Genomic DNA, 18,517 nt, shown 5'->3' on the forward strand with positions numbered 1-18,517 from the left:
CGCAGTGGAGTTCCAGTTCGTATCCCGAACAGGAAACATCATCCTTTCGGTAACAATGGCTCGTACATCAAATAAGCCCGATTCTGCGTCAGCCATTCTTGCTCCATCCATTCTCCTTCCAGCGTATAAACATCACGATACAATTCATTCTTCCGTTCATACCCTCCCCAAATCGATGGATGTATCTCATGTTCTTTCTCGATAATGACATACGTCCGTGTCGATGGCATGTCTGACCGCCATTCCCCTACCAAATGCGTATCGGTCAGGTAGACATGCAGTTGAAAGGGTTGGGTCGTCCGGTTGGCGATTTGCAAATCCAGATAGTTATAGAAACAAGTCGCTCCACTTCCGAACGGCTGTGTCCGATTCGAATCGGGAAAAACATCGTAGCTATGACGATGTCGTTCCGTGATTGTCAATGGTGTATGCAGGGTCATCCAGTACAGCAGATTGGAGAGCTGACAAAGCCCTCCGCCAACTCCGGCCGTGACGCGTCCCTGCGAGAGCAGCATACCCTCTACATAGCCTTTGCTACGGGTCGGCTTGCCAATCTGCTTCCAGTACGAAAAGGTTTCTCCGGGATGGATGAGCAATCCGTTCAGTCGTGCAATGGCCAGACGCAAATTGATCACTTTGTTGTGCTGCATCCACATTTCCACGTTCTGCAAAGGGCGTAACAAAATCGTTTGATGAGAATAATGGACATAACGCAACAAATCGCTTCTTTTCTCCTGAGCGAACCTCGTTTGACCAAATGTCCATTGTACATACCTTTTCCAACGAAAATAGGCCATGCCTGCTGCCAGACGCCACTTTCCCCGTACGATCGGTTTCATTGTGCACCCCGACTTCCTGATTATTACAATAGACGCATGAATTTGGGATGAAGTTGCGGTCGAATACGGGAGATCCCCTCACTTCTTACACTTTTGTAAGTAAGACGTAAGCAAATGCCCTTTCTCCTCCATCCCCGGATGAGCTAGGATAGGAAAAGTGCGCGAATCGGACGACGAACACCGAGAGAAGGAAGTGATGGGATTGAAAGAAAACGCACCGACCATGAATCAACGAATTGATACATTAGATACCGTACGAGGCTTCGCCTTAATGGGCATTCTCCTCGTCAACATCGTGGCATTGCTGTATGCACAGACACCTGAGATAGGAAGCGTGGACCACTGGCTGTTCCAGTTTTTCAATTTCTTTGTGGAATCTCGCTTCTTCGTGATCTTTTCCTTCTTGTTTGGCGTGGGCTTCTATATATTCATCAATCGAGCAAAAGCAAAAGGCGCCAACAGCACCGTTTTGTTCATTCGGCGTCTGATTGCGCTACTCGCTCTTGGCTATGTGCATAAAATGTTTCACCCTGGCGAAGCACTTTTCATCTACGCCATCTTCGGCTTCATCTTGCTGCCTTTTTATCGATTGAAGGCGCGAACCAATCTGATCATCGGGCTTATTCTATCAATGGCTGTCTGTGCTACCGGCTTCAAGGCGCTTTTGGTGCTCCCATTGTTTATTTTGGGACTGGCTGTCGGGCAGTACGGGGTCTTTCAGGACATTCCGAGATTTTTGCCAGTGATTAAAAAAGTGCAGGGCGTGACCTTCGTCCTTTCGTTAATCGGCTTGTTTATCCAATACCGACTGACTCCAGCAGATCCGGCAATGGGTGGGGCGAATCTGGTTGTAGACGATACCGTGTCAGAAGAAACCCTTCAGCAGTTGATGAATTACACGATTGCCTTGACCTCCACAGGTCTTGTCATGGCTGCTTTTTACACGACGACCTTGATTCGGCTGCTGCAAAATAAAACCGTCCAGACCGTCCTCTCTCCGCTGACCAGCTACGGTCGCATGGCTTTGACAAACTACGTCGGACAAACCGTATTGATCCTTGTAGGAAGCTATTTGTTCGATTGGTTTGGCAATCTCGGCTACCTGCAAACGACACTGATCTGCCTCGGTATCTACGTATTGCAAATGGTAGTTAGTGTACTTTGGCTGTCTGTCTTCCGCATGGGGCCACTTGAGTGGGTATGGCGATTATTTACGTATATGAGAATCACACCGCTGCGAAAATAAACAATCAGAGACCCCAGAAAAGCTGCCTGACAGCCAATCCGGGGTCTCTTTTTATAATATCGGAAAGTGTAAACATCTTCGAGTTTCCTCCCGATATTACGGAAAACATTCCGACAATACGCGGTCGCTCATCCTTGAGCAAGCCTCGAAAAAGGTTTTCTTATTTTTTCGCCAAGTATTTGCGAATGTCAAAAGCAACGGCTGCTACAATGATGAGTCCTTTGATGATGAGCTGCCAATACGGGTTGACTCCGATAAACGTAAGACCGTAGTTGATAACGCCAAAAATAAGGACACCCGCCAGCACACCTGGAACGGTACCAATTCCGCCAGACGTCGAGACTCCACCTACCACACAGGCTGCAATGGCGTCCAGCTCGTACATGTTGCCGTAGTTGTTCGTCGCGCCACCAGTCCTTGCTGCCTCCAGAACGCCTCCGAGTCCATACAGAGCACCAGCAATGGCATAAATAATCATGAGGTTGAAAGCGACGTTGATCCCGGAAACAGTGGCGGCCTGCATGTTGCCTCCGATGGCGTACATGTTTTTTCCAAGCCGTGTTTTATTGAAGATCACCCAGACGATGAACGCAACCATGATTGCAATGATAACGATATACGGAATCGAATACGGGCCACTCGGGCCGATGTACCCGGTTCCAAGCTGATTGAAATCACTGCGCAGTCCAGCAATTGGCTGAGATTGATTGGGCTCCATATCAAAATAGATGGAGTTGAACCCGTACACAATGACCATCATGCCCAACGTCGCGATAAAAGGGGGCACACTAAAACGAGACACAATAATGCCGTTTATCAGGCCAACCAGCAAGCCCGCAGCAATTGCGATGAGAATAGGGATAAGCAACGGCAAATCGGGTAAATCCGGGAAAAACCTCCGCGGATAGTCTTGGCTTTGCAGCATCGAGGCGGAGATGACAGCCGTCAACCCGACCACTCGCCCCGCTGAAAGATCCGTTCCGCCTGTAATCAAAACAAACGCAGCACCCAAGGCAATAATGGCGCGAGTTGAGGATTGCAACAAAATATCCCGAAGCGTTGTAATGGAAAGAAAATTGGGATCGTAAATCGCGATTCCCGCAATCAACAAAACCAGAACGATATAGATGGCATTTTGCGTAACAAAGCCTTGCACCTGTTTAGCAGACAACGAAGACATGCCTGTTCCCCTCCTTTCTCATGCAAGATGCTTGGTAGCCAGCCGCATGATCTCTTCTTCGGATGCCGCTGTACCTGACAAAAAACCGGAGAGCCTACCCTCGCACATGACCATGATTCGATCTGACATTCCCAGCAACTCCGGCATTTCCGAGGAAATCATGATGATGCCTTTTCCCTGGCTCGCCAGCTCCGCGATGATGGTATAGATTTCGTATTTGGCGCCGACATCGACTCCACGCGTAGGTTCGTCCAGCAATAAAATATCCGGATCAGTCAAGAGCCACCGCGCCAGCAGAACCTTTTGCTGATTGCCTCCTGACAGGTTTTTGATCAGAGCTTTCATAGAGGGAGTCTTGACGCGGAGCATCTCAATGCTGCGGCTGACATCCGCTCTTCGCTTACGTTCATTGAGGAGTAGAAAAGGTGTTTGGTAACTGGCCAAATTCGCAATGACCGTATTTTCCAGAATCGATAAGACAGGAATGATGCCGGTGACTCGCCGCTCCTCCGTCAAGAGCGCCATTTTGTATTTCTTCGCATCCTTCGGTGATTTGATCCGTACCTCCTGACCGTTGATCGACACTTTTCCTGCTGAAACCGCGCGCAGTCCAAACAATGCCTCAATCAGCTCTGTTCGTTGTGCGCCTACGAGGCCACCTACTCCTAAGATTTCACCTTTGCGCAATTCAAACGACACGTGCTGAAAGGACTGGGAAAATGGAGAGCTCAGCCCCTCTACCTTCAAGATCGGTTCTCCTGGCATATTGGATCGACTCGGGAAACGCTGTGTCAGGTCCCGTCCGACCATTTTGGAAATGATCAGATCTGTCGTCAGCTCGGCTGCACGCCATGTTCCAATGAGCTTGCCATCGCGCATGATCGTTACGTCATCCGCAATCCGCAAAATTTCTTCCATCTTGTGTGAAATATAGATGATGGCGACACCTCTGCTCTTCAGCTCGCGGATGATCGCAAATAGCTGCTCCACCTCGTTACCCGTCAGGGAAGACGTCGGTTCGTCCATAATGATCACTTTGGATTGGTAGGAGACAGCTTTGGCAATTTCAAGCGACTGTACCTTGGATACAGACAAGTCACGGACAACAGCGTGCGGATTCAGGTCCATCCCCAGATCAGCAAACAGCTTCTTTGTATCCACAAGCATTTTTTTCTCATCCACAAACGGAAAAGGCCCGATTCTTTTGACAGGAAAACGTCCTAGCCATATGTTTTCCATGACATTGCGAAAGGGCACCGGATGCAGCTCTTGATGAATCATGGAGATGCCGTGTCCCAGCGCGTCCTTTGAACTGCTCATCGTCACCCGCTCATTGTTTAATACGATTTCCCCCGCATCTGGCCGATAAATTCCGAAGAGACACTTCATCAGGGTGGATTTGCCTGCTCCATTCTCTCCCATCAGTGCATGGACTGTTCCGGGACGGACTTGTAGCGTGACATCATCGAGTGCCTTGACCCCCGGAAATTCTTTATAAATGTGGTTCATTTCCAACAAAAACGCATGCTGGCCCATGTGAATGCCCTCCTTTTTGCAAAATCATCCCCATCACTGAAACAGGAGAGTCGGATTCGTCTCTTCACCGACTCTCCTGCTTCTTATTTCGCGTCGTTCATGTTCTCCTTGGTGATTTTTTTGTAGGGCACCCATACGTACTTGCCGTCCGTAATGTCAAAGCCTGTGGAATCTTTCGTTGGCGTTTCACCCTTCGCCAAAGACGCCGCGATGCTAAGCGTTGCTTTTCCCTGGTTATTCGCATCGTTGAGGACCGTTCCGAGCAAGGTTCCCGCCTCTAGCTCCTTCAGTGCAGGCGCTGTGGCATCCACGCCAACAACGGGCATGTACTTGCCATTGGCAAAGTAGCCGGATGCCTTCAGCGCTTCGATTGCCCCCAGTGCCATATCGTCGTTGTTGGCAAGAACGGCTTCGATCTTGTCACCGGAAGCTGCGAGGAAGGCGGCCATCTTTTCCTGCCCTTTTACGCGATCCCACATGGCCGTATCTTCGGCGACCTTCTCTACTTTAATCCCTGCATCTTCAATCGCCTTCACCGAAAACTTCGTCCGCAGCTCAGCATCCTGATGCCCTGGCTCGCCTTTTAACATGACGTATTGGAGGACGCCATCCTTGTTTTTATCTGCTTCCGGATTTGCCTTCCAATAATCGACAATCAACTGCCCAGAGATCGTGCCGGATTCCTCCGCTTTTGCTCCCACGTAGTAGACCTTATCCCACTTCTGCATATCCTCTGGCATCGGCTCACGGTTGAAGAAGACGACAGGAATATTGGCTTGCTTCGCCTTGTCGATAAGGACGCCAGCAGCCGTGCGATCCACCGGATTGATGGCGAGGGCATTTACCTTTTTGTTAATGAACAAATCCACTTTGTCATTTTGCGTAGGCTGGGCATTTTGGCTGTCTACAACGTCCACTTCCGCTTTGCCCTCCGCGGCCTTCGAAATCGCATTGCGCACTCCCGTCATGAACGTATCATCGAACTTGTAGATGGCGACTCCGATTTTGGGATTCCCCGCAGGAGCAGCTCCTCCCCCCGAAGCTGTCGGCTGCGAACCGCCTGATTGTGAGCATCCAACCACCGAGAGTGTAACAGCGGCCACCAGTGTAGTGGCAATCAGCTTTCTCATTCGATAATCCCCCTTTATCCCCTATGTTTACATCTGATATACACCAAATGTAAGCGTTTTCCCAAATGTCTTCCATCGAAAATCCTGCGCATTTTTATCAAAATTCTCATCTGTTTTTCGGTGGCTTATTTTACGAAAGGGAAGAGGAGCTTTTGATTCTCCGACCAGAACATATTCTCCCGATCGATTACTTTTGTTCCCGTGTCGACCAGACTGGGCACTGCTTCTCCGTTGCTCGCTTCGACTGCGTACTTGACGCCGAGATATCCCATCGATAGCGGCTTCTGGATGATCGTCGCGGAAATGATTCCTTCCTGCAAATACTCCAGCACTTCAGGCGGACTGTCGATTGCTACAATCTTTACTTTGTCCCGCAGCCCGCAGTTTTCCATTTCCTCGGCCACACCGATCGCAGTACTAGCATCGAGTGCAATCACTCCCTTCACCTGCGGATGCTTGCGGATCAATTCGCGTGTCCACTCACCGATCTGCTTTTTATCCAAGGGAACATTTTCGTTCGCAATCAGTTCAATCTGCGTTTCCCGTGGTAGCAAATCGAGGACGCCCTGCTCTCTTCGTTTGGCATTCGTCTTTACCCGATCTGTACCGAGCAATGCGATTTGTCCCTTTTTTTCAATCAGGTACACCATTTTTTCGAATGCCTTCATGCCCATATCGTAGTTATCTGTCCCAATGTAGCTTTTGACGGCTGAATCTTTTCCGACTGTGTCGAGTACAAGAATCGGGATGGCCCGCTCTCTTGTCAGCTTGATGGCTTCTCGCAAAACTCGATCGTCACTAGGTGCCACCACGATTGTCTCGGAGCCATCTGCGATTGCCTGCTGCACCAGCTCCATTTGCCTACTGGCATCCTCCTCATAGTCCGGCGCGTAAAAATTCAGGTTACGCTCATATTCCTTGGCAGCCATCTCCGCCCCGAGCTTGACCGTTCGCCAATAATCACCGTGCTTCATACGGACGATCAGCGCCACTGTCTTTTTCTTGTCTACTTCCCCATCCGTAAGCGGAGCACTGCACGAGTAAAAAAGCGTCACCGCTGCCAAAGCGACCAACCCGTATACGCTCAAACGTTTTACCGCTGCTGTCCTCATAAACGATCTCGCTCCTCTGCAACCTGGCGCGGAATCCACACACGCACAACAGTCCCCTCTTCCTGTTCGCTCTCGATTTCCAAACCGTACTGTTCGCCGAAGGTCAAGCGGATGCGTTCCTGCACATTTTGAATCCCGACGCCCGTGCCTTCTTCGCTTTTGTAAAAGCCAGCTTTTACTTGTGCGAGAACATCAGGGGACATGCCCAATCCATTGTCGCTTACCTGAAGTAACACCTTGCCGTCGATGATTGCTGCCAATATGCGAATTCGGCCCGGATCAGCCAAATGCTCAATCCCGTGGTAGATAGCGTTTTCCACAATCGGCTGGAGCAGTAATTTCAGGGTCAGACAGTTGAGCACCTCATCCTCATCCTCATTCTCGACCACGATCTCGTACTCAAATTTTTGCTTGTACCTCATTTTTTGAATAATAAGATAATGACGCACATGCTCGAGCTCTTCGCGCACCGTGATAATGTTCTTTCCTCTGCTCAGGCTAATCCGAAACAGCTTTGACAACGAGGTAATCGTGGTGATGACATCCTCGTTTTTTCCGTTGCCGACCATTCTGACCACAGAGTTCAACGTGTTGTATAGAAAATGCGGATTGATCTGTGCCTGTAGCACCTCCAGCTCGCTTTTTCGTTTGGCTTCCTGTTCCCGAATGATCTGGTGCATCAATTCCCTGACCTTCGCGACCATCAGATGAAAACGCAAGGAAAGCTGTTCGACCTCATGGCTTCCCCGGATCGGTTCACTCTCCGAAAAGTCTCCCTGCTCCACCCTTTCCATGGACCGCTCCAGCAGCTTGATCGGTCGTGATATTTTCGCAGAAAGATAGTGCAGTACGAACAACACAATAACTATCACAAAGATGAGCAGCCAAAAAATGAAGCGACTGATTTCTTTTTTGGTCGTGACAATCTCGTCCATGTAGGACACCCCAATGATTTTCCAGCCTAGCTGATCAATCGTCTTGATAGTGATCAAACGCGTTTCATCCTGCGTCTCTTCTACATAGCTGCCGTAGGAATGCTTCAGCGGCAAGGAACGGTTTTCATTTTTCAATCCTGCGTAAATCAACTGCTGCTGCGGATGATAGACGATGTTTCCGACCAAATCGATGATGTAGACGTACCCCTTTTTCCCCAAGCCCACTCTCTGACAGAGGTCATCGATCTCCTTGAAATTCACATCGACTAAAAGTACGGCAGGAATTTCTCCATCAGGTCCGTGGAGAAGAATTTCCCGACTCATCGAGACGACCCAGGTGTACTCCCCTTTAAACAAGTTCTGGATATGCGGGAGCGAAAAGGACAGGTTCGTCGGGTCCTCGATCGCCTTCTGGAACCAGCTCTGTTCCGTCAAACGAGTGTTACTCCTCAGTATTTTGGAAGGAGTTGTGGCCAATAACGTTCCGTCTCGTGTAAAAACCGCAATGGAGACGATATCCTTTCTCGTTTCTACGATGGTCTCAAGCTGTTCGCTCAGCTTGTCTGCCGTGAGTCCCTTGCTTCTTCTGATCTTGTCATCGACGAGTTCGAAAATTTGCGTCATCCCATTCAAATAGCTGTCCAGATTGTATTTCACCTGCTCCAGGATTTGCTGCGTGTGCAGATAGGCGTTTTGCTCTGCCGTCTGCGCAAATTTTCCGTACAGCATCACCCCGACAAACAGCATGACGAGTACCGTCACGAGTGTAAAGGAAGTGGTAATGATAAATTGAATGCCTTTGACCTTGATCACCGCGAGCAATCGTTTCATCGGTTAGCCTTCCTGCTCGCTCTGACTTCGGTACTCTTTGGCGGACATACCTGCATACTTGCGAAAGCTGAAACTAAAGTAATTGGGATCGGTATATCCGACTTTCTCCGCGATTTCAAAGGACTTCAAATCGGTCGTCCGCAAAAGCTCCTTGGCCTTTTCCATGCGCAATGACAGGAGATAGGACACAAAGGTGGTTTTCGTCTCTTTCTTGAAAATACCGCTAAAATAACCGAGGCTGATGTGCAGATGTTCGCACACCTTGTGGATGGATATATCGGGAGAATGATAATGCGCGTGGGTGTAGTCCAATGCCTGTGTGATCAATCGCCTGTACGTCGTTTGCCGTCCGCTTGCGATACTCGCCATGAGGCGCTCACAAATATCTGTGATCTGTTCTCGGGCATCCTCCATACCGGTAAAAGTCGTCATGACCTGCAACAGATAACGTTGTCCGCCAAACAGTTGATCCATGTCAACTTCGGCACGATGGGCAGTCTTCAAAATGGTCGTCATAATCTCCAACAAATAAATTCGGTAGTCCTCGAGGGATACGGGTACACCCTCCACCTGATCAAACAATTCATCAATCACGTTCCGAAGCTCCGCACTCGTCCCCATTTTGATGCACCGAACCAATTCATACTCCCTTCTCTCATCGAGGCGTATTTGCTCACTCGCTTGCTTTTCCACATCTTGGATCACAATCATCCTGTTGCAGCCGAGGATGCTTTTGTAATCGAGTGCCTGCATGGCGTCCTCATACGAGTAAGGGAGTGCCGCTATATCGGTCACGACGTTGCCAATTCCGATCGTTACCGTGATGCTCATATATTTTTCAATCGTTCGCCTGATTTCTTCTGCGATATTTTGTGTTCGCACTTCTATTCGCTGCGTGTCGTCTACTTTTGTTCGCATGAGCAGTACAACCTGATCTTCATGGAGAAAAACGATTCCCGCCTGTTTTCCTGCGTTCAACTGCTCTTCTGCAATATTTTTCACAGCGAAAAGAAAAAGCTGCTGCTCCTCCTGCTTGGGCTGGTCTACACAGATGACCGCCACGAGATATTCGGGACTCCTGAGCTCTATCCCGTATTCGCAGGCTTTTGAAAAAACATCGTTCTGTACGAGCTGACGACTCAACAAAGATGATAAAAAAACTTCCCGTAAAACCGGCAAGCTTTTTCGATAGCTATCGCGCAGTAACTGAACGTTTTCCCGATGGGCCGCCTCTTCATCCATCCGTCTCTTGACCTTATCCAGTGCTTCCATCAGTTCGCTCGCGGAAAACGGCTTGAGCACATATTCATCAATTTGCAGCTTCACGGCCTTTTGCGCGTACTCGAACTCATCAAACCCAGTCAGGATAACGATACGAATGGCAGGGAACTCGCGCCCGATGGACTCCGCCAACTGAAGTCCGTTCATAAAGGGCATCTTGATGTCGGTTACGACGACGTCCGGCCGCAGTCTCTCAACCAGTTCCAATGCCTCTCTGCCGTTTTCTGCTTTGGCAACCACCTCGTATCCGTGGCTATGCCAGTCAATTTCTTGGCTAACCCCTTCTCTTACATCTTCTTCGTCATCTACCAATATCAGCTTATACATAGGCACCTCCCGCTGTTGTACTTGTACAACGGGAGGCGACTGTTTTCCTGCAAATGGAAAGGTATGGCGCTACCACGTCTTATTCAGGTCATCTGCATAGAACAGAATCGCTTTTTGATAGGCCAAAATCGTAGGATCGCTTGAGGTTTCTGCGAGGTTTTTCAGGAGGAGATTCATAGCTTCGTGGTGCTTCCCGAGATTGTAATACGCCATGGAAAGAAAAATCGGAAAGGAACGATCATCGGGGAACTGCTGCATCCCCTTCGCGAGCGTAGCTGCTGCCTGCTCGTATTGTCCCAGCGTGCGATACGTACTGCCCAGACCGAGTAATGCCCCTTGCAGGTCTTCTTCGACAGACAGTCCGAGCTCAATCGCTTTTTCGTAAAAGGGAACGGCTTCCTTCTCCATTCCGGCTGCGTCGTGGCACCACGCACATTGATAATGGGCGACAGGATCAGTCGGGGATTGGCTAACGAGCTGAAGGGCAAGCTGGATCGCTTCGTCCAGATGCCCCTCTTTTCGCAGATGAATAATATTTTGGATCATCGGGTTCATGTGAGCACTTCCTTTGCCTCGGTATCTCTCTTCCCCCTAGCGTAACAGGACAGCTTGGCAAGGTGAAGACGCAAATTATGTGCCTTGCAAGGATTTTGCTCGCTCTCTTTCGCTTCTCTGTTGTCGATAGGCTCTCATCCACGACCAGCCCAAAATGAGAAACGGAACCAGAACCAACAGGATCAACAGGATGCCGTCCCAAAACTCCCACGAGTGAAGCGGAGCGTTTTTCATATCGTCGGCGATAATCCAAATGAAATCAACCGCCATGCGTAGCTGATACTGGACAAAGAACCAGATTCCCCACACCGATCCAATCAAGTAGACCCAGCTATACCAGCGGATGACTCTTTTCTCATGGTCGGCTACGTACTCCCATTCCTCCTGCTCATCCTGCGTCAAGGAACGGAATTTCGCTTTTAGAAACAGGCGTGTATTCACCATCAGATTGGAGCAGTGGAACTTGGTTGCCAACACGTAATACAAGTCGGTCTGCATGAAAACCATGAACTGAAAGGCCAAAGCCATGAGCAGGATCACATTCAGCATACGAATGAATGCTTCCATGAAGGGCACAAGCGTCAACCAGCCTTGATCATTGGCAAACAACAGAATCACACCGATTCCCATAAACATCGCATCCCAGGACATTCCCGCCAAAAACGCCCTGTATCTGCGCTGTGGCTCAACGAGAACAATATTGGACATATTCGTCTCTGCTACGGCAAAAACAAGTCGATGCCCCAGACCGATACGACTACCGATCCCCAATGATCGAGCCGCCATCAAGTGGGCCATCTCATGGAAAAACAGAAAAACCCACGTGGCCAAAAAAGAAACCACTACCGAAACCGTCACGGAAGAAGAAACAAAAATATCGGAATAGACCGGGATATACTTGCCCGTAAACACACAAATCAAAAGACCTGTGACAAATAAGATACCGTATAATCCAAAGGCAACACGGTTAAAGAAAAACTGACCCGTACCCTGCTTGATCCAAGAGAAATGATCCACTACTGGTACTGGTTCGTTGACAACTTCTCCATCTGCCATATACACAAATTGATAGGAAGCAATTAAATCCTGAGCAAAGTCAAGCACATCTATCGGTTTGCCCAACTGTTCTTCCATGATCGTCGCGACTTCATTGATGCTCTTCCCTTCATCCAGCATATCGATGATCTCGACACCAATGGCCGGAAGCACGATGAAATTGCTGATATCCGTTCGCCCAATGAGGATCTCTTCCTCGTTTTCCGCCCGTCGCGCAAGCGGGTGCATCTTGAGAATGCTATCTCCCGAGATATTCAATTGACAGACACCTTCCTCTCTTACAGGAACGACTCTTTACTTTGCGAGCACTTCACTTCTCTTGATATGAAAAATCGGCTCCGCTCCGCTGCCACCTCCGCAAGTCGGGCATTCGGCTTCATTTCGCTCCCACTCAAAAAACACGCTCTTTTCCAACGTGTTGAAATCGAAAATGATAAATTTGCCCGCAGATTGTACCGGAGCAATTCCTGTCAAATACCTGATTGCATCGGAAGCCATCATTCCCGTAATCATCATGGTGTTAGGCGCAATGGTGGCGGTAGGCAGAATAAAGTTGGTATCGAGCAGCCTTTGGATCAACTGCGGATAGTCCTCAATCTGTCTAGAACGATGCAAATGCATGCAGTCGATACAGCCTGTCTTGCCCGGTTCTACCATGAAGAACTGTCCTTCGATGAGGTTGAATCCACCAGCAATGAACGGGATTTGCAGCTTGGTGCAGGCATGATTCACCCATCTCTGCAAAAAGAAAAAGGGCTGATCGGCTGCAAGCATCACGAGGTCACTACCGGCAATAACCCGCTCCACGTCTTCGCTGGACTTGATTTGCATCGTCTCCGTTTCAATCAATACGTCAGAATGAAGCCTTCCGATGAAATCACGTGCCGCTTCCACCTTCAAGCGACCAATATCACGCTCGTTAAAGACCATTTGCCTGTTCAAATTGCTGAGCTCTACTCTATCAAAATCCACGAGCTTGATATGCTGGATTCCGGCTCCTACCAGATTGACCAGTAGCGTAGAGCCAAAGGCACCCATCCCTAAGATCGTCACTTTTTTTCTACTTACCTGTTCCTGTAGCTCGCTTGGACTTTGATTGAGATCGGTAAACAAGGAGAAGTAACGGATATTCGCTTTATATCTTTCCTTTTGTTCCGAAGTCAGGACGGAAGCCTCTTCCTTCGCCTGATCCATCAGGAAGCCCAAGCCACTCAGTGATTCCACTGCTTCCGATATTTCTTCATACGTAATTTCAGGGTAATCGACAACCAATAATGTATGTATGTCACCGACAGTACGAGTGCCATCCATCAGTTTGATCATCTTGCGGATGGACCCATTCTCGTCTTCCAATTCGAAGGTATAGCCAGGAGCCTCCCCCAAGCGGATCATCTGCTCTGTCACTTCATAGACGGGATGCACTGGTTTAAATAAAGGACGACGTTCCATAAAACTCCTCCCAATGGTGGGGTTCGCTAACCCGGCTCATTTTAGATGAAAAAAGGGAATAGCTCGTGTGCTACTCCCCCTCTTCTTAAGAGAATTAAGCTGCTACTGCAGTAGTGCGAACGCTTTCAACTTTTTTCGCTTGGATTTTCATGGATAGTTCCTCCTCTCTATGATCGAAAATGAAGACAAGTTCATTATATTTCATGAATTTACAGAAATCTACAAATATTAGCAAAATATTATATATTTTGGTAATATTCGACTATTTATTTCGTACGCAATAGGATTTTCCTTCCATTTTCTATTAAAATTCTTAAAGTTCCTTCTTTTTGGAAAAGATTTATATCGTTTTTGGAAAATCGCCCTGATTTTGGGACGCTTTCCTTTTGGGATTCGTAGTACTAGTATGTAATAGGAAAATTTCACCAAGACCACTTTTGTTTGATCAAAAAAGGAAAAGCTGCGCAGCGAGCCTTTTTTGCCTAGGGGGAGCACAAATGGAGGAAGATCGAGTGATCATCGGGCGGGTCTTGCAAGGAAACAAAGACTCCTACTCCGAGATCATTTCCAGATACCACGGAAAAGTAAGTTCCATTCTTCGTAAAATGCTGGGACACACACCAGATGCCCAAGATATCGTGCAGGAAATTTTCATCAAGACGTACTACCATTTACCAGAATATAAAACAAACTACGATTTTTCTGCATGGTTGTACCGGATAGCAGCCAACCACTGTCTGGACGAGCTGCGTAAGCGCAAGCGAAAGCAGCAGCTCACCGCCAGCGAAGAGATCGAACCAGTGGATAGCCATACACCGGAGGTTGCCTTTCTGAATAAGGAGGGTCAGCGCCTGTTGCGTCAAAGGATGATGTCCGTCGAAGAAAAGTATCGGATCGTCCTCGAAATGCGCTACTTCGAATCATTGAGTTGTGAGGAAATCAGCCATCGACTGTCGATTCCGTCGAGTACTGTGCGGACGCGCCTGTCTCGTGGAAAAGACAAGCTCAGGGAAGCAATCGGGCATGCAGGGCAAAGGGGGGACTTTCATCTATGAAATGCTTAGATAAAGGGCAAATTGCTTTGTATCTATACGACCTTCTTGAGCCAGAGGAAGCCGAGGTCATGGCCGCCCATTTGGAAGAATGCCGTCATTGCCAGCGTAAGTTGAAGCAGGAGCTGGATGAGCTGGAGGACCCGGAAGAATCACTGGCGACAGCCGAACCGTCCGAAGCAGTTATTCATGACATCATGGCAAATCTTCCCCCTTACCCTATACACGTTCTGAAACGCTCAGAAAGACAAAAATTACAAAAAAAAATCAATTGGAAAAAAAGGAGTCTGGATATCATGAAAAAAGCAACGATCGCCGTAGCAGGAATAGCAGCAGTCGTCTATTTTGGAACACTTACCTCCCCTTCTTTTGCAACATATGTACATGGTTTGTATGCCTCTACCATCAAACCTCAGATGAAGCAGACGCAAGAGAGCAGCCTTTTTGAAACACTAGCCTCCACAAACCTCCTCATCCAACGTGGCCTTCAAGAAGGCTATAACAAAAAAGTGGATCTGAAAGCTGTCGATAATGGAATGACCCTTGAAGTAAAAGAAGTCATGGCGGACTCAAGGGATGTCAGAATTCTATTTACCATCAAGGATCAGAATGGAAAACCAATTGAGGATCTGTTCTCTCGTGTTTTGCAGGACGAAGGTACATCCTATGAATTGAAAATAACAGATAAGGATGGCAAGACGTATACAAACTACGATGAGGAATTTCAAAACGGGCATAATGATTTGATATCAGTAAAAGGACAGAGCGAGCTAGTTATGCTCAGTCGTCCCATCCAAACGTTTTTTAGTGATACGAGCGAGATTCCAGATGAATTGATCATCGATCTTGTGATCAAGGATGTCGAAGGCCTTGACGGAAAATGGAAGGTTACCTTTCCGATTGACATTTCCAAAGCGAAAAAAGACACAAAAATTGTTCCCATCCATAAACAATACACTGCTCCAAATGGCGAATTGATTGATCTCAAACAAGTCATGGTGACACCAGGCCAGATTGAATTCGTCATCGAGAACACCTTGGCAGAGTATACCTCTCAGGATCTTACCTATGAAATTGTGGATGATACGGGAGAGGTGCTTGCGAAATGGAGCGAAATGGACCGAGGGAACAAGGAGAGGTACCCGCAGCCATATTACAAAAATGTAGCCAGAAACTATGATGTCCGTATTGTCGATGACTCACCTACAGGCAAAATCGTTAACTTTCTCACATTTCACTCCTTGCCAACGGATAAAGACCTGACCTTTAGAGTGGGAGCGACCTATCAAACCACTCCCGCAGACTTTGAGCAAAAGCTGTCCATTGATGAGATGAAAAACAAGCCCGTCACAACAGAACATGATGGAAACGTGTTCACCTTCTCGAATTTTACGGTAAAAGAAGAAACGATTCGGAACGAGAAGAGAATGAATGCAACGATGCAACTGGATGCAACCTTGGCACCAGGTGTTGCGGACGTAAATAAATTTGTAGCAGTTGATGAAAATGGCAATAAATACATCGGCTATTTCGAAGGCTCACTCACAAGAGATGCAAAAGGCAATATTGTCTTGAGCGGTCCACTCGATTTGGTGAAAGATCTGAAAGCTATCCCGAAAGAACTGACTTTTACAATTAAAGAGCAATTGATAGAAAACAAAGATGTCGACTGGAGCGTAACCCTTCCCTTGAAAAACTAAAGCAGACATGAAAAACCACCTCGCCCAATCATAAGTTGGGGAGGTGGCTTTTTAGTTGCTTGTTCCCTTAACGGCCTTCACGGTAGCCAATGCAGCAGCGAGATCATCATAAATGACATTCCCTACAACAACCGTATCTGCAATCGCAGCCATTTCTGCCGCTTGCTCAGGGTTACGAATCCCGCCGCCATAAAAGAGGTGGGCTTCACCAGCGCCTGCTTTGGCAGCCTTTACGATTGCCGGATCGCCGTATGTACCGCTGTACTCCATGTAGACAATCGGCAAACGACAAATGTTCGTCGCTACCTGCGCATACGCTTTGGCCTGCGAGGCATCCGCAATCGGACGTGCTTTCGTCAGTTGTGCTACGCCCGCTTCTGGATTGGCGATGATATATCCTTCTGAAATGATCTCATCCCAATGAATATAAGAGCCAAACGCTTGAAGCCCCGATACATGCGGAGCAAAAATCCAGTCTGGATCGCCAGCGTTCAGTACGAGCGGGATCAAGTACGAATCAAATCCCGGCACAACCGCATCCAGCGAGGAAATCTCCAGGACAGCCGGTACGGCATAACGACGCAATCGCGACATCAATTCAAGTGTATTGTCATAGGTCACACCGTACGTGCCGCCTACAATGATCGCATCTGTTCCGGACTCGCAAATCGCCTCCAAGGCCTCGTCATCGATTGTTTTATCCGGGTCTAGTTTAAATGTATGGCGCCAGCCACGATAGTCAATCAACGTTGCCTGCCTCCTAGCTATTTTCCGATCCGCTCAAGCGCCATCTGATATCCGTCATTTCCATAGTTCAAACAGCGTTTGACGCGAGAAATGGTCGCCGTACTTGCGCCGGTTTCTGCTTCAATCTGATTGTAAGTAAAGCCCTTGCGGAGCATTCTCGCCACTTCCAGACGCTGTGCGAGCGACTGCATTTCGTTCACCGTGCACAAATCGTCAAAAAATTGATAGCACTCTTCCATCGTTTCCAGGGAAAGAACAGCTTCAAACAACTGCTCGAGCCCTTTTCCTTTTAATTTTTCCAATTGCATGTCTGTCACCTCTGTTATATAGTCCGTCTTTCGAGCGGTTTCTCACTGTACAATTTTTAAGCACTAAAGCTTCAACAATTATCTTAGAAGAAACCGCCTTCATCCGCAAGCCCTAATCCTTACTGGAACTTGAGCGACTTCGACAGACCCGGTGAGTTCGGCAATATGGACACCCATGTATTTCCGGGCAAAAGCGGTACTTCTTGCGTCAAAGCCGCGTCCTCATAGGCACGGATAACTCCATTGCTTCGCTTCCATTTTATCTTGCGTGCTTTTCCTTGCTGGAATATATAACCGTCTCCCGGACCGATTACATCGACCGATAGACGCCCTTCTTTATCCAGCACGCGGTGTTTGGCAGAGATGACCAACAGATTGGTCGTGGACAACTGTTTCTTGTCACTCAAGTCCAAATGCGGCTTGCCTGCCGTAAAGCGCATGTATTTCTTTTGCTCGGCATCATATGTAAAAGCAGCTTTATTCAATGAGTGGAAAGTCAGATCTACCTGTGTAGCAGGCTCGCCTTCCTTGACCTCGGCATCCTCCGGCAGGAACGTGAAGTGAGGCACCTCTGCCGTTTGACGCATCCCTTTATCCTGCATCGCTTTTTCCAAGAGTTCTGGCTTGGTGTACAGGTTATGTGGCATTTTGCGGAACTTTTCTCTCCAAAAGTATTGACCGTTCGGGATTTCATCCAGATGACTGAGGTCTTTTCGCGCCAAGGTTTCCAGTGCATCCGGACTGCCTCCCGCGTGGACGAGGACCGCATCAAAACCAGTCCCGATCTGGATAAAATAAGGGCGGATACTGCGGACAGGTCCGATTACTTCCGGTTTTTGGCTTTGGAATATCGCAAGAAAGCGAGTCATTTCCCCTTCGGACAGTACCTCATAAATCATGTCTGCTTTGTTGATGCCTGTTTGTGGACGGGCGGGCGGAGCATTGTTGATCATCACCATGATGGGTCGTTTGCTCCCCAGGTTTTCGTGACTGCCAAGTCCTGTCATCGGTGCCCTATACGCATACTCGATGGGCTGATTCGTTTCCGGTGGCGTTTGCACAATCGGATCAGGTATCTGCGGACTAGGTTGGGTGTCCACCGGCTTTTGTCCGCAAGCGGTTGTTACGAGCATGAAGGCTAGTACCATGAGAGACGATTTGACTGTTCGTTTCATATGAATCGCTCCTTTCGATCTCTCGTTGTCTTTTTTTCCCTGTTTCTTTTTCCAGAAC

16 protein-coding genes are annotated in these 18,517 nt (G+C 48.3%); 3 read left to right on the top strand and 13 right to left on the bottom strand.

Going from position 1 to position 18,517, the window contains the following annotated elements; genetic code table 11:
- Window positions 1-38 precede the first annotated feature (38 nt).
- Window positions 39-839, bottom strand: a complete 801-nt coding sequence (locus HP568_RS02765) for a VanW family protein (protein ID WP_173628251.1) — start codon at window positions 837-839, stop codon at window positions 39-41.
- 196 nt (window positions 840-1,035) lie between these two features.
- On the opposite strand from HP568_RS02765, the gene HP568_RS02770 reads away from it, so the two are divergent.
- Window positions 1,036-2,085 (top strand): DUF418 domain-containing protein, encoded by a 1,050-nt coding sequence (locus HP568_RS02770; RefSeq protein ID WP_173628303.1) that lies wholly within the window; start codon window positions 1,036-1,038, stop codon window positions 2,083-2,085.
- 160 nt (window positions 2,086-2,245) lie between these two features.
- Here HP568_RS02770 and mglC read toward each other — a convergent pair whose 3' ends face one another.
- The 9 genes from mglC to HP568_RS02815 all read right to left on the bottom strand — a co-directional run bounded on the left by mglC (window position 2,246) and on the right by HP568_RS02815 (window position 13,477).
- Window positions 2,246-3,265: a galactose/methyl galactoside ABC transporter permease MglC gene (gene mglC, locus HP568_RS02775; protein WP_056494872.1), complete on the bottom strand. Its 1,020-nt coding sequence runs from the start codon at window positions 3,263-3,265 to the stop codon at window positions 2,246-2,248.
- Between the two features lie 18 nt (window positions 3,266-3,283).
- Window positions 3,284-4,801, bottom strand: a complete 1,518-nt coding sequence (locus HP568_RS02780) for a sugar ABC transporter ATP-binding protein (protein WP_173628252.1) — start codon at window positions 4,799-4,801, stop codon at window positions 3,284-3,286.
- 83 nt (window positions 4,802-4,884) lie between these two features.
- Entirely contained in the window at window positions 4,885-5,931 is a 1,047-nt protein-coding gene (locus HP568_RS02785) for a galactose ABC transporter substrate-binding protein (protein WP_048031129.1), read from the bottom strand.
- Window positions 5,932-6,056: 125 nt separating this feature from the next.
- Window positions 6,057-7,043 carry a substrate-binding domain-containing protein gene (locus HP568_RS02790; protein ID WP_173628253.1) on the bottom strand — a complete coding sequence of 329 codons (987 nt, stop codon included), beginning with the start codon at window positions 7,041-7,043 and terminating at the stop codon, window positions 6,057-6,059.
- Window positions 7,040-8,809 carry a cache domain-containing sensor histidine kinase gene (locus HP568_RS02795; RefSeq protein ID WP_173628254.1) on the bottom strand — a complete coding sequence of 590 codons (1,770 nt, stop codon included), beginning with the start codon at window positions 8,807-8,809 and terminating at the stop codon, window positions 7,040-7,042. Before HP568_RS02795 ends, HP568_RS02790 begins: the two co-directional genes overlap by 4 nt.
- 3 nt (window positions 8,810-8,812) lie before the next feature.
- Window positions 8,813-10,417 carry a response regulator gene (locus HP568_RS02800; protein ID WP_173628255.1) on the bottom strand — a complete coding sequence of 535 codons (1,605 nt, stop codon included), beginning with the start codon at window positions 10,415-10,417 and terminating at the stop codon, window positions 8,813-8,815.
- A gap of 69 nt (window positions 10,418-10,486) precedes the next feature.
- Window positions 10,487-10,972 carry a tetratricopeptide repeat protein gene (locus HP568_RS02805; RefSeq protein ID WP_173628256.1) on the bottom strand — a complete coding sequence of 162 codons (486 nt, stop codon included), beginning with the start codon at window positions 10,970-10,972 and terminating at the stop codon, window positions 10,487-10,489.
- A 75-nt stretch (window positions 10,973-11,047) separates the two neighbouring features.
- Entirely contained in the window at window positions 11,048-12,286 is a 1,239-nt protein-coding gene (locus tag HP568_RS02810; RefSeq protein WP_173628257.1) for a PqqD family protein, read from the bottom strand.
- Between the two features lie 36 nt (window positions 12,287-12,322).
- Window positions 12,323-13,477, bottom strand: coding sequence for a HesA/MoeB/ThiF family protein (locus HP568_RS02815; protein WP_173628258.1), 1,155 nt, complete (start codon window positions 13,475-13,477; stop codon window positions 12,323-12,325).
- A 497-nt stretch (window positions 13,478-13,974) separates the two neighbouring features.
- Between HP568_RS02815 and HP568_RS02820 the strand changes: the two genes are divergently transcribed.
- Both HP568_RS02820 and HP568_RS02825 read left to right on the top strand, forming a co-directional pair.
- Window positions 13,975-14,532 carry an RNA polymerase sigma factor gene (locus tag HP568_RS02820; RefSeq protein WP_048031122.1) on the top strand — a complete coding sequence of 186 codons (558 nt, stop codon included), beginning with the start codon at window positions 13,975-13,977 and terminating at the stop codon, window positions 14,530-14,532.
- A complete protein-coding gene (locus tag HP568_RS02825) occupies window positions 14,529-16,229 on the top strand; it encodes a DUF4179 domain-containing protein (protein WP_173628259.1) in 1,701 nt (566 codons plus the stop codon). The genes HP568_RS02820 and HP568_RS02825 overlap by 4 nt, the downstream gene beginning before the upstream one ends.
- A gap of 51 nt (window positions 16,230-16,280) precedes the next feature.
- On the opposite strand, the gene pcrB is transcribed toward HP568_RS02825, so the two are convergent.
- The 3 genes from pcrB to HP568_RS02840 all read right to left on the bottom strand — a co-directional run bounded on the left by pcrB (window position 16,281) and on the right by HP568_RS02840 (window position 18,459).
- On the bottom strand, window positions 16,281-16,976 hold the full coding sequence (gene pcrB, locus HP568_RS02830; RefSeq protein ID WP_173628260.1) for a heptaprenylglyceryl phosphate synthase: 696 nt from the start codon (window positions 16,974-16,976) through the stop codon (window positions 16,281-16,283).
- Window positions 16,977-16,993: 17 nt separating this feature from the next.
- The gene (locus HP568_RS02835; RefSeq protein ID WP_007717484.1) at window positions 16,994-17,284 is read right to left on the bottom strand and encodes a YerC/YecD family TrpR-related protein; all 291 of its coding nucleotides are present in this window, start codon (window positions 17,282-17,284) and stop codon (window positions 16,994-16,996) included.
- Window positions 17,285-17,403: 119 nt separating this feature from the next.
- Window positions 17,404-18,459, bottom strand: a complete 1,056-nt coding sequence (locus HP568_RS02840) for a DUF3048 domain-containing protein (RefSeq protein ID WP_048035684.1) — start codon at window positions 18,457-18,459, stop codon at window positions 17,404-17,406.
- Window positions 18,460-18,517: the final 58 nt, after the last annotated feature.

This window comes from Brevibacillus sp. MS2.2 (genome assembly GCF_013284345.1).
Taxonomy (GTDB): Bacteria; Bacillota; Bacilli; order Brevibacillales; family Brevibacillaceae; genus Brevibacillus; species Brevibacillus brevis_C.